Here is a 13,194-nt window from a genome sequence, read left to right on the forward strand (position 1 = left end):
TCTACAAAAAAACATTGACTCATCTTACTTCTGCCTGGCACCTGTAATTTCATGCTTGTTTGCCTTTAATAGCAGATAGTTGCGGTGTTTGGAAAGGGAGCTGTCGAGTTGCTCAAGCAAGCCCATGTTCTTGAACGCATACCAATTGATTTTCAGCAGGTAAAGGCTTACGTAGGACTGTGGATTTGTGCGGATAAATGAAGCAGTTTTGGCCAGGAGCGCTTCTCTTTCCTGGTTCTGGCACGCGATCCAGTAGTTGACACTGTCCGGCAGGTTCTTCCTGCGCATCCTTGCTTCCTGGACCAGGTAGGCATTTGCGCGGATATCGGAAGGTTTTTGAATACTGTCGGTAAACTGCTGCCATTCTGTATTACTCCGTGAATGCGTGACTGCTGATCGGGCCACATTGGCTGTGTCGAGCCTGATCCGTGTGCCGGATTCAAAGAAAAAAGTGAGGGAGCCTTTCAGTTTGGAAACCTGTAGTTGGTAGAGATCGGGGAGTAAATTGGGGTCCATCTTAAGATGCGTCGTGTCAAACCCCAGCTGGATGGAATGTACGATCGCTGCAAAGCCTTTCTCCCGGGTAAGTAAAATGGCTTTCCTGTCATTCAATGCAGGCGGTGAATCGATGCTGATTTTTACATTCTGAGCCAGCGCGACCGAAGCAAAAAGGGCAATACCGATGAGCAGGAGGGAGAATTTTATCATTTAATCCGGGCTTCGCATTTCTCGAAATTAACGAAAATAAATTGGGCATAGTCTTTCCCTATGCCCAACCTGATCAAATGGATATTTTTTCTAAAACTTATTTAATGAGTGCCTTGATGACAACCGGCTGGTGGTCAGAAGGGTAGCGTTGCTCTTTCGCGTCGGTCAAGACCCCGTACTTCAAAACGTCTATATTTTTGCTAACAAAAATGTAGTCGATACGCTTGTCCATGGGGGCGTCGAATTTGAAGCTGTTAAATGTTCCCTCCGGACCGTACGGCGGTTGTTTGGTTACCTCGTGGGTGTCGTTCAAAATACCCTGGATCGCCTTGATCTGCTCAGTTTCCGGAGTCGAGTTAAAATCTCCGGTCAGGAATGTAGTTGCCTTTCCTGCGATCTCATTAATTTTTTTTACCATCAGTTTACCCGACTCCTTGCGCGCTTCTACACCCTGGTGGTCAAAGTGTACATTGAAGAAAAAGAACTCTTTTTTTGAAGCCAGGTCCTGAAATTTGCCCCAGGAACAGATCCGGTTGCAGCAGGTTGCGTCCCAGCCTTTACCCGGCTTGTCGGGCGTTTCGCTCAGCCAGAAATCACCCGATTGCAATAGCTTGAACCGATCTTTTTTGTAGAAAATAGCGGAATGTTCTCCGCCTTCCTTTCCATCATCCCGGCCTTTGCCGATAAAAGTAAATTCTTTCAGCTCGGCAACATCCCTTAATTGACCGACCAATGCTTCCTGCACGCCAAAAATGTCGAATTCGTGAAATTGAATAAGCCCTTTTACATTCTCTTTCCGGTTGGGCCAGGCATTTACACCATCGTTGGCAGTGTTATAACGGAGATTATAAGACGCCACATTGATCGTGTTCTTTTGCGCAAAAGAAAGCGTTGACAAAGTCAAAAAGAGGAAAAGCAGGCAATTGAGTTTTTTCATTGGGTTATAATTTGTTAAAAAAGTACTCGTAAATGGAGGAAGCACCGGGGGCCAAAATTAACATATATTGATATTTTACAAACAGGAGGCCCCGCTGGGGCCGGACCGTTTTTCGCGCTGTTTTCCTTTTGGCGACGGCGGCGACCTCCTGTTAACCGATCGCTATTTCCCTTTTCGCGGGATCAGCATTTTCCCGACTACCTCACCGTCGTCACGGACCATTTTCAAATCCAGTTGTTTTCTGGTCGCATGCAATTTGATCAATGTTCGCTTTCCTTCCAATGGCCCGCCGCCGATCACGATCGGAAAGTTGTGGTCCGCATCGGGCTCGTGGGTCATGTAGCGGTGCGTGTGGCCCGAGATCTGCAAATCGATTTTTGCTTTGTTCAAAACCGGCCCGAAAACCTTGCGGCAATGCAGCGTACCGTGCCAGTCTCCCGAATGATAAGGCGATATATGGATCAATACAATCCGAAAATCTGCTTTCTTGAATTCCGGTGATTCTACCTCTTTTTCAAGCCAAGTTCGCTGCGTTTCCCGGTAGCGGTCGAAGGCGATCAGTCCGCCGTAATCCACTGCATCATCCGCTTTGTCCTCACCGGAATCCAGTACTACAAACCGCACCGGACCTCTTGTGAAGGCATAATAATATTTGTTTTCAGGATAAGCATAGTACGACGGAATATGCCGTGAAAAGCTGCCGCGGCATTCGTGATTGCCCTGGGTGAGTATAAATGGAAATTCAGTTGCAAAAATATCCACGCAGGGTTTGATCAGATGGTCGATCATCTGGGTTTCTTCGGTAACCCAGTCGAAACAATCTCCATTAAAAACCACAAAATCATAATCGCGCTTGTTGCCTGTGTAACCGTGCCGGTAGAGCAGTTGCGGAATGATCTGCGGTCTGTCGTGAATATCGTTGAAAACAACCATTTTAAATTCGTCTTCATTTTCGGCAGGCGTTTTGAAACCGTAAAGCGGACTGGAAATACTTTCACCAAACTCCACGCGGGATCCTTTATAGCCCGTTATTTCGGTTGAAACCAGCTTGTACTTGTGGTCAGTACCGGGTTTGAGATTCTTAATGGTAACTTTATTGATCCGGTTATTCGCCTCGATTAGCCCATTTGTGTACCCAAACTCCCGCATGCTGGTATAGGTGCCGGCGCCGTATTCAACCCAGCTGAAACAATTTTTATGGGTAATCCACATAATGGTCACCTCATCGGTCCCCAGGTTTTGAAGATAAGGACCGGCTACGAAGTGATTTTTATCATCAACCGCAGTTTCTGCCAGGGTTTCGGCAGCAGCTTGTGAGGCAGTAAGCGGCAGGAGGCTCAGCGCCCCGATCTGAGACATTTTTTCAAGAAAAGACCTTCTGTCTGAAAGCATAAAATGGCAAGGGTTAGGAATAGAATTGTACTGTTATTACTCCCAGTTAGGATTTTGCGTGAGGCTGGTGTTCAGCAAACGTTCTTGTCTGGGGATCGGGTAAAGATAGTCTCTCGTTTCGTCGAATTTCTTTTTAATATGGCTGTTGACAACGATATTACCACCTTTATTTCCGTTCTCGAGTGAGATCTCACTACCCAGTTTAAGCAGCTGCGCGCCCGGGACGGTGGGCTTGGTACCTTCGTAAATAACCAGGTCCACCTTGCCGTTTTTATCAAGGTCGTAGTTGCCGGGGCCGGGGAAATACATGCCTTTGAATTGGCGCGTCAGCAGCTGGCCTTCTTTCCAGCGGATGATATCATCCCAGCGCAGAAAGTTTTCCATCACCATTTCAATCCTTCTTTCGCGGCGGATTTCCAATAATACGCCTGCATTTTTGCCCGTCAGATTGGTATACATCTGGGCCTGGTATGGATCCGGTTTACTATTGGCATTCAGTATATTAATGTTCGGCATGCCCACGCGGTCGCGTGTTAATTTGGTCGACATTTCGAGGTCTTCCTGGGTCAGGGTCCCCTTCTCAGCCTTTGCTTCGGCATAGTTCAGCAGCACCTCGGCGTACCTGAAAATCGGCATGTCGGTGATATCCTTGTTGAATGTATCCCACTTTGGCTCGGAAACGAATTTGATCAGCTGGTAACCAGTTACCGTAGCACCAAACTCAGGGACGAGCTGAGTGGTTTCACCAATGCGGGTGTATCCCGGGGTGCGGATCGTTTGGGAAAGACGGGGATCACGATTCTGGACTTCATCGTAATACTGCATGGTTTCGTAGCCTTTGACGTTGGTAAATGGTGTCCCATCCTTCATCAGATAACTGTTTACCAGCTTTTTTTCCAATCCCGGTTTACCGTAAGAAGCCGTCATCGTGTAATAGTTGAGATTATGGTAAACCTGCAACTCATCACTGAAATCCCTCGCCAAAATAACCTCGTCAGCAATCGCATTATCGGCCGAAAAGAGCTTCAAATAGGCGGTCTCCGGCGTGGCTTTGTAAATGGTATAGCCGCTGTTTTTCATCAGGTCATCCGAGGCGGCAATGCTTGCGTCCAGAAATTTGTCTGCATCGGGCAGGCTGAATTCCGTGTGGTATTTTCTGAAAGTGCCTTCATAAAGTCCAACACGCGATTTCAATGCGAGTACAGTCCATTTTGTGATGGTATTCACCTGCCTGGTGGTCGTGGCGCCGAGTGCAAGCGTGGCGTAATCAAGGTCGGCCATTACCGAGTCCATTACCAGTGTGCGCGGATCGCGTGCTTTCGTAAGCATTTCCTCATCTTCCACTTCAATCGTGCTGGAATACCAGGGCACATCGCCGAATCGCTTGACCATTTGAAAATAGAAATAGGCCCTGAAAAATCTTGCAACGCCATTGTATTTGGCCACTGCATTCTTGTCCGGGCACTTATTTGAATTTGCCAGGAAGTAATTGATATTCCTCAGATTATTCCACGACCACCCGCCTCCGCTCGTCGGAACAATGCGGGTACCCTGCAATTCCTCGCGCAAACTGTTTTTTACAACATTGTCGACATCCTCGTTATAAACATCTTCCGCGCCGGGAAGCATGTTGTAAAAGGAATTGGTATAAAGCAGCAGGTCATTTTCGGTTTTGAAAAATGTTTCCGGGTCAATAGCGTCAAGCGGCAGTCTGTTCAGATCGCAGGATGCAAGCCCAATGCCCAGAAATAATATGGTGATTAGCTTTTTCATAGTATTTGAATGTTTTGGAACAACCGGATTAGAAATTAATGCTCAAACCAGCAGAGACGGTTTTGGAAAGAGGATAGGTTCTTCCGTTTGTGCCGTCCCCGTCGAATTGTTCCGGGTCAATGTATTTGCTGCGCAGCGGTGTGTAGGTCAGCAGGTTTTCGCCGCTTACGTAAATCCTTGCATTCGGAATGCGGACCTTCGTGGTAAGCTTGGCAGGGATTGTATAACCGATCACTACATTTTTTAACCGCAGATAACCTACATTCTGAATGTACCGGTCGTTCCTTGCATTCAGGTCGCCGCCACCGTTCAACGCCGTGTAGCCGCGCAGAATAGGGAAATAAGCGTCCTGGTTTTCGGGTGTCCACACATCTTTTTCAAATTCCCTTGGAATGAATGAATAGTAAGGTCGCGAATAAGGCCCCCAGAATTTGTCTGCATTGTTACCCGGGTACCAGTTTTTACGGATGATACCCTGCGCCAGCGCCGAAATGTCGAAACCACCCCATGAAGCGCCCAGATTGATACCGTAGCGGAATCTTGGGCTGGTATTTCCGATGATTTTTAGGTCACCGTGATCGGCAAGGGTATTGGCGCCTTCCGATATTTTCCCGTCGCCATTCACATCTATGAATTTTAAATCCCCTGCCTGCAACCGGCTCCAATCGCCCGGTGCGCTCAAACGCTGCTTGTTCACGATGGTCTGGTCAATAGGATAAGCCTTCGCTTCTTCATCGGTTTTGAAGAATCCGTCGATCGAATAGCCCCACATTTCACCGATCGTCTGGCCTTCATAGCGGCTGGAAAGGATCTTGTTCGGGTTATCATATTTCGTAATCTTCGCTTTGTAGTCGGATAATATAAATGAAGCATTATAAGAAAATGGCTTTCCGGCCAGCTTAAACTGGTCCCTCCAGCTAAGCGCCAGCTCGAAACCGCGGGTTTCCAGGTCTCCTGCATTCTGGGTAGGCACGGTTGCGCCGTATACCGCAGGCAGTACCTGGCCAGGGATCAGCATATCGGTCGTTTTCCGGATATAGGCGTCAAAAGACAGGTTCAGCTTGCTTTTGATAAAATCAGCGTCCAGACCAATATTGGAGGTCGTCGCTTTTTCCCAGGTCAGATTAGCCGAAATCGGGTTGGGGTTATTGACGTAATTCAGCTTTTGTCCATTTGTCATCCAACTTGAAAGTGCTGTCGGCATGGTGGAAATGTAAGGGTAATAGCTTGCCGAGTTGTTATTGGCAGGAAGCTGGTTGCCCAATGTTCCGTAGGACGCTCTGATTTTAAGATTATTAACCGCGCCTTTGATCGGATCGAAAAATTTCTCTTCACTGATCCTCCAACCTGCCGAAACCGATGGGAAGAAACCGTAACGCCGTCCCTCGCCAAATCGTGAAGTACCGTCATAGCGACCATTCACTTCGAGCAGGTATTTGCCCATATAGTCATAATTAACCCTGAAAAACGCGCCGAAAAGGGAGTACTGGTAGGAATCTCCTTCTACCAGCTGTTCGCCGGTACCCAGGTTCAGGTCATTCAGATTTTCGGAAAGCAGGTTTTTTCTGGCACCGAATAGCCGCTGATGCTTTTTAGTCTCGTAATTCATCCCGAGCGTTCCGCCAATGTAATGCTTACCTATTGATTGGTTGTAGGACGTATAAACGTTGGTCACATTCATCGGGTCAAACCAGAAAGTTTTTTTCAGCTGGTCGGTATTATAGTTTGGTACGTCCGTCAGTATGCCCGGCTGGACCGAGTACTGAGCAACGGCCGACCGGTACCAGTCATCGGCGATGTAAAACGAGTAGGAGTGGTTCGCTACCAGGTTCCAGTTTTTGGTAAAATCCATCGTGACTGTGTTGATCGTCGTCAGCTCATGGACTTTCTTTTCACCTCCCGCAACGCCATCCAGCAGATTGGCAAAAAGGCCGTCTCCAATTGAATAGTTATTTTTCAGCGTATTATAGGTGGCTGTACCATCCGGGTTCCGGGGTGCATAAGCCGGCATTGCATGCACGGTGATCGCCACAAAGTTTGCATTTGCACCGCCTTCGCGCCCAGGATATTTGTATCTGGAATCAAAATACTGGGTATTGTTACTGACTTTGAGCCACGGGGTCAGCTGCGCATTGACTTTTGTACGCAGCGTGTAGGAGTTAAAACGATCCTTATTGATACGCATAATCCCGTCCTTTTGAAAAGCTGAACCGGACAGGAAATAATTGATTTTGTCCGTTCCACCCGAAAGGTTAAGGTTATGCTGCATTGTCGGCTGGGTCATATCGAAGATCGTATTCCACCAGTCGTAGTTTCCGTAGTAGTTATAAATGTCTTTTCCGTTCACATTCTTCACGACAGTCCAGGGTCGCGCCGGATTTTCAGTTTTATCATACCTTCTGGCTTCCAGCTCGGCATAATCTTCGTCTGAATACCTGGTGTAAGTATTACCGGTTGCACGTTTGAAAGCTTCGTCGTTCAGCATGGTATGCTCATATCCGTTTGTCATGAAGTCGGTGCTGACGGTCGGTTTCGACCAGCCGAAATTGTTGCTGTAAGAAACGCTCGTTTTGCCGCTTTTTGCAGTTTTGGTAGTGACCAGAATCACCCCGAAAGCGCCACGGGCCCCATATATCGCGGAAGCAGCCGCATCTTTCAATACCGAAACAGACTCCACATCTCCCGGATTGATCCGGTTGATATCTCCCGGGATACCGTCGATCAATACCAGCGGGCCGCCGCCGTTAATGGAAGTTTCCCCGCGCACGTTCAGGTTACCGCCCGATCCCGGCTGTCCGGTGCTGAAGGTAATGTTCAGGTTAGGCACCATACCTTGCAGGATTTGCGACATATTGTTCAAAGGCCTGTTTTCAAGATCTTTGGCCTGTACGGTACTGACGGCGCCGGTCAGGTTTACCCTCTTTTGCGTTCCGTAACCCACTACAACCACCTCTGAAAGCGCCTTGTTGTCGGTTTCGAGTGAAACATTGACTTCCGATCGGCTTCCTACCCGAACCTCCTGCGAGATATATCCCACAAAGCTGAAAACCAGCACTGCCTCCGTATTGGGCACGACGATGGTGAATTTTCCGTCACCGTCTGTCGTCGTTCCCTGCGTAGTTCCCTTCAGTACCACACTCACGCCGGGTAAGGTACCCTGCCCGTCATTGGAACTTACAGTTCCTTTGATGGTTATATCGACCGGGTTGACGTAGTTATTGAGCTTCTCTTCCATATCGATAATGAAAGACTCCTCTTTGCTGACTTTGGTCTTGGCCAGCACGATCTGGTTGTTGATCAATTTGTAATCAATTCCTCTCGGTGAAAGCAGCTGGTCGAGGACTCTGGAAAGCTTCTGGTTTTTAACATGGATGCTAACCTCCTCTTTGACAGAAACCCTGCTGCTGTAAACGAAGCGTGTATTCACCTGTTCCTGAATCTGCTCCAATGCTTCTTTAAGCGACACGTTTTTCAGGCTCAGCGTCATATCCTTGCTCAGAACAGATTGGGCGGAAGTTTCCTTCGCATAGCTGCCACCTGCGAGCAGGGTGACGATAATCCATTGAAGCAGTCCAATGCGCATGATTTTTCGCCAGTTAACCGGCTTGTTACGTACTGATTTTTGCATAATTTTGATTGTCTGATGGTTAGGCACTGTTGGATAAAAGCGTCCTTTTGATCGGTGGTACGATTAAAAGGGATTCCGTTTTCGGGCCGGGGGTGGTGGTACACCTCCGGTCTTTCTTATGGCGGTACTGACTGGATCTTCATGGTTAATAGTCTGGGTTATTCACAGGGTGCCCCGCTGATCGTAATCGTCTCGCCACTTAATGAATAACTGGCCTCTAAGGTGGTACAGAGCATTTCAAGAATGCTGCTCAGAGGCTGTGATTCAAAGTTGGCGGTGACGCTGCAATGGGCCAGGCCGGGGTTTGACAAAGAAATATTGACATTAAATCGTTTTTCCAGCTGCTCGGTCACCGTGTTCATTGGGGTTTCTTCAAACACAATAGTTACCGGTTCGTAAATTGGTTTTCTGATCTGCGGCGCAATCGCCCTGGCCGTAAGTTTCCCTGAGCCCGCTTCGAACAATGCCTGCTCTTTCGGTTTAAGGGTTACCTGCTGCGGATTCCCTACCTTGCCACGCGCAGATACCTGCACGCTGCCGGTCACCACGTCTACCTGGACTACCTTTCTGCTCACCGGTGCTTTTACATTGAAACTGGTACCCAGTACACGGATCACCAGCTCGCCGCTTTCGATCAGAAATGGTCTCGAAGGGTCTTTCTGAATATCGAAAAAGCCCTCTCCTGAAAACGTCACAGCCCGCTGAGCAGAATCGAATTTTTGGGGATAGGTGATGATCGCATCCGGGTGCATCGCCACGGAGCTGCGATCGGGAAGGCGGTGGATAACAATGCGTTTCGCCTCGTTCCGGAATGTAACCAGCGCGACGGCTTCTTTCCGCACATGCCTTTGCGCAATGATCTGCTCTTTCGACTGGTTTTTAATATGATATAGAAAATAAACGCCCGCCGCGATCAGCACAGAGGCCGCAATACTGGTGAGCCAGCGCCAGTTAATGGTTTGTTCCGGCTTATTTTCTTCAAAGCCCAGCTGGTTCTTTATTCCCAAAAACGTATTTTCCTGAATCCCTGCCACGTCCGTTTCGGGCAGTTGATCGAGAAATGCGGTTTCCCCCTGCATCGAGTCGTACCAGGCTTCCACCTGCACCTTTTCCTCTTCGGTGCATTGGCCCGATAAATATTTCTGAAGTAGGGCAGGCGGGAATGGCGGCTTCATCTTCCTATGGGTGGTTATAACAGGAAGTCGCGCGCCGGGGAGCCAACCCTTAGTAGGTCAGCAGATTTTTTTTAAAAAATCAGGGACAGTATAAAAGCATAAATGATATGCTCCTTCAGATGTGCTCTCAGTACGCGCAGCGCCTTGGTAATATGCTGCTCAACGGTCTTTTCCGAGATTAATAGCTGTTCGGCGATCTGCCTGTTGGCAAAGCCCTGCCGGCTCAGGACAAAAACCTCCTGGCATTTTGGGGGCAGCAGGTGTAATCCAGTCTGATAGCGGTGTTCTAGATCGGAAACCAGCGCGGTTTGGTCGGCGGTTTCTTCGTGTTCAGGGCGCTGGATCGTCCATTGGTCGTAATGGCGGCGGCGGGTGGCTTCTTTTCGGTAAAAGGAGATAATTTGTCTTTTGGCAATGGTAAAAAGGAGCGACCGGCAGCATTCTGCATGCATGTTTTCACGTTGCTGCCAAAGGTTCACAAACAGTTCCTGGACAATCTCCTGGGCCGAAAACTGATCATTGACCTTGCTGTAAGCATAGTTGAACAGCGATTTGAAGTAACGGTTGTAAAGCGTTTCAAATGCCAGCTCATCGTGCTGCTCACGGATCAGCGCAAGGATATTTTCATCGGAACAGTTCGCGTAAATGTAGTTCATAATGAAGATGGCCTGTGAAATCTGACTTTAAGGTTTACAAAATTCGCAATTAAATTTGTTCAGGGCTCTTTGAGCAGATTAAGTAATCTCTTTCTTTTTTTTACTTTCTTAATAGAAAATTAACACTGTTTCAAAATCATTTCGAAGTATTATTAAATAAAAATATTGTCCAAATGCCTCACGGGCAGAACTCTCCACAAGTATAGATGAATGAAAAATTATCCGCAGGCAGCACGCATTCTGGTAGCTATTGACTGTATCATTTTTGGTTTCGATGGCAGGGAAATCAAACTTTTACTCGTAAAAAGGAATTTCGAGCCCGAAAAGGGGAAATGGTCTTTGATGGGCGGGTTTGTGAATGAAGAAGAGGATTTGTCTGACGGTGCCGCCAGGATCCTGTTTAACCTCACCGGCCTGAAGGATATTTATGTAGAGCAACTCGAAACATTCGGGAAAGCGCGGCGTGACCCGGGTGAACGGACGGTATCAGTCGTTTTTTTTGCTTTGATAAAGATAGATGAACACGATTCGGAGTCGGTCAGAAACCATAATGCATCCTGGTTGGCCCTGGACGCGCGCCCAAAGCTCATTTTTGACCACGAGGAAATGGTGACCCGCGCAATAGAGCATTTGAAATACAAAGCAGCGCTTCATCCGATTGGCTTCGAGCTGCTACCCGAACGTTTCACAATACCGCAGCTTCAGAAATTATATGAAGCCATTTACAATATCCCGATCGACCGGCGCAATTTCAGCAGGAAACTGCTTTCTACCGGGCTGCTCATTGATACCGGTGACAAAAACAGCAACGGTGCGACGAAAAAGGCTATGCTCTATAAACTGGATACCGAAAAGTACAAAGCCAAATTCCATTCCTTCTGGAACTTCATGCCTGATTCGATGAAGCAGGGAGTTAATGATTGAATGATTGAATGAATGAATGAATGAATGAATGAATGAGTGAGTGAGTGAGTGAATGAATGAGTGAGTGAGTGAGTGAGTGAGTGAGTGAGTGAGTGAGTGAGTGAGTGAATGGCTGCGTATTCTTTTGGCCTTCCTATTTATCAAAAAATTCAAAGTACCGTAACTATTCAGTCATTCAATCATTCAGTCATTCAAAATTCATTAATTAATTGTGTCAATTGTACACTAGAAACAAATTTATTTATATTTGTTAGCCGATAAGTTAAATAATGCCGTATAACCCGGCAGACTACATCCTGAGCTTTGATATGAAACAAGATTATGTAATTGGAATTGATTTCGGTACCGATTCGGTCCGTGCGCTGGTGGTAAATGCACGCACGGGCGGGCAGGAGGGCACGGCGGTGCAGGAATATGAAAGATGGAAACAGGGCAAATACTGCGACGCAGCACAGTCGCAGTTCAGGCAACATCCGCTCGACTACCTGGAAAGTATGGAAAAGGCCGTCGTGAAGGCACTGGATAATGCACCCGCAGAGGCCAGAAACCACATCCGCGGAATTTCGGTGGATACAACAGGTTCCACGCCGGTTGCTGTGGACAGGAACGGAACCCCGCTGGCACTCCTGCCTGAAATGGCCGAAAACGCGAACGGGATGTTTATTCTCTGGAAAGATCACACAGCTAATGCCGAGGCTGAGGAAATTAACCGGCTGGCCCAAACCTGGCCAGAAAACTATATCAGGTTTGTTGGCGGTATTTATTCCTCTGAATGGTTTTGGGCCAAGATATTGCGTACGCTTCGCGTTGATCCCGAAGTGCGGGATAAGGCATTTTCATGGGTGGAGCATTGTGACTGGGTTTCTGCCGAACTAACCGGCGTTACCGACCCGTTGAAATTAAAAAGGTCGCGGTGCGCGGCAGGGCACAAGGCGCTGTGGCACCAGGATTTCGACGGTTTACCTTCCAATGATTTCCTGAAAAGCCTCGACCCGCTGCTCGACGGTCTGCGTGACCGGTTGTTTGATACCACGGAAACGTCCGACAGACCAATGGGCAGGATTTCAGAAAAATGGGCCAAAAAATTCGGGGTACCGGCAGATACGATGATTGGAGTAGGTGCATTCGACGCACATATGGGCGCTGTCGGAGCACTAATCGAACCCTATTCCCTGTGTAAAGTGATCGGTACGTCAACCTGCGATATGCTGGTCGCGCCAAACGAAGAAGCGGGGCATCTGCTGATCAAAGGGATCTGCGGCCAGGTCGACGGCTCTATTATTCCCGGTATGCTGGGAATGGAGGCCGGACAGTCTGCTTTTGGCGATATTTACGCCTGGTTTGGAAAGCTGGTTACTGAGCCAGTAAGAGCATTGCTCGGCGAGGATGCCGCCAGGGAGCTTTCTGCAAAACTGATACCGCATCTTGCCGAGCAAGCCGGGAAGTTACCCGTCACCGAAACCGACATCATCGCAATAGACTGGCTGAACGGGCGTAGGACGCCTGATGCGAAACACACGCTCAAAGGCGGCATTTTCGGTCTTAACCTGGCGAGTGATAGTCCGAGAATTTTTAAGGCGCTGGTGGAATCTACCGCTTTCGGATCCAAGAGCATTGTAGAGCGTTTCAGAAGTGAGGGGGTGCCGATCCACGAAGTGATCGCGATCGGCGGCGTAGCAAAAAAATCAGCATTCGTGATGCAAACGCTAGCCGACGTATTGAATATGCCGATCAAAGTGGCTGCTTCTGAACAGGCCTGTGCGCTCGGTGCTGCGATGTTTGCCGCGGTGGCCTCAGGCATCTATACAACATTGCCGGAGGCGCAACAGGCAATGAGTTCCGGCTTTGATGCAATCTACCAGCCGAGGGAGAAGCAAGCGGAAGTTTACCAGGCACTTTACAAAAAATACCAGGATTCCGGTGCATTTATAGAAAATCAATTCCTGAAAAAAACGCAGACGGCGGCTATTGATGCCGTTTCTGATCAATTTTAATACCCAT

The 13,194-nt window shown here is 48.2% G+C and carries 9 protein-coding genes; 2 read left to right on the forward strand and 7 right to left on the reverse strand.

The genetic code is table 11. The features are described 5' to 3' along the window. Positions 1 to 24 precede the first annotated feature (24 nt). The 7 genes from FXO21_RS18355 to FXO21_RS18385 all read right to left on the reverse strand — a co-directional run bounded on the left by FXO21_RS18355 (position 25) and on the right by FXO21_RS18385 (position 10,269). The gene (locus tag FXO21_RS18355; protein ID WP_192579242.1) at positions 25 to 708 is read right to left on the reverse strand and encodes a hypothetical protein; all 684 of its coding nucleotides are present in this window, start codon (positions 706 to 708) and stop codon (positions 25 to 27) included. Positions 709 to 805: 97 nt separating this feature from the next. Beyond that, positions 806 to 1,645: an endonuclease/exonuclease/phosphatase family protein gene (locus FXO21_RS18360; protein WP_149641448.1), complete on the reverse strand. Its 840-nt coding sequence runs from the start codon at positions 1,643 to 1,645 to the stop codon at positions 806 to 808. Between the two features lie 162 nt (positions 1,646 to 1,807). Continuing rightward, entirely contained in the window at positions 1,808 to 3,037 is a 1,230-nt protein-coding gene (locus FXO21_RS18365) for a purple acid phosphatase family protein (protein ID WP_149641449.1), read from the reverse strand. A gap of 36 nt (positions 3,038 to 3,073) precedes the next feature. Next, entirely contained in the window at positions 3,074 to 4,810 is a 1,737-nt protein-coding gene (locus FXO21_RS18370; RefSeq protein ID WP_149641450.1) for a RagB/SusD family nutrient uptake outer membrane protein, read from the reverse strand. Between the two features lie 28 nt (positions 4,811 to 4,838). Further along, the gene (locus FXO21_RS18375) at positions 4,839 to 8,438 is read right to left on the reverse strand and encodes a TonB-dependent receptor (RefSeq protein WP_149641451.1); all 3,600 of its coding nucleotides are present in this window, start codon (positions 8,436 to 8,438) and stop codon (positions 4,839 to 4,841) included. A gap of 158 nt (positions 8,439 to 8,596) precedes the next feature. Then, positions 8,597 to 9,613, reverse strand: a complete 1,017-nt coding sequence (locus FXO21_RS18380; RefSeq protein WP_149641452.1) for a FecR family protein — start codon at positions 9,611 to 9,613, stop codon at positions 8,597 to 8,599. Between the two features lie 71 nt (positions 9,614 to 9,684). After that, entirely contained in the window at positions 9,685 to 10,269 is a 585-nt protein-coding gene (locus FXO21_RS18385) for an RNA polymerase sigma factor (protein ID WP_225865748.1), read from the reverse strand. Positions 10,270 to 10,479: 210 nt separating this feature from the next. Between FXO21_RS18385 and FXO21_RS18390 the strand changes: the two genes are divergently transcribed. Both FXO21_RS18390 and FXO21_RS18395 read left to right on the forward strand, forming a co-directional pair. Then, positions 10,480 to 11,193: an NUDIX hydrolase gene (locus tag FXO21_RS18390; protein WP_149641454.1), complete on the forward strand. Its 714-nt coding sequence runs from the start codon at positions 10,480 to 10,482 to the stop codon at positions 11,191 to 11,193. A 308-nt stretch (positions 11,194 to 11,501) separates the two neighbouring features. After that, positions 11,502 to 13,187 carry a ribulokinase gene (locus FXO21_RS18395; protein WP_149643541.1) on the forward strand — a complete coding sequence of 562 codons (1,686 nt, stop codon included), beginning with the start codon at positions 11,502 to 11,504 and terminating at the stop codon, positions 13,185 to 13,187. Positions 13,188 to 13,194 lie beyond the last annotated feature (7 nt).

Source organism: Dyadobacter sp. UC 10 (genome assembly GCF_008369915.1).
Lineage (GTDB): Bacteria > Bacteroidota > Bacteroidia > Cytophagales > Spirosomataceae > Dyadobacter.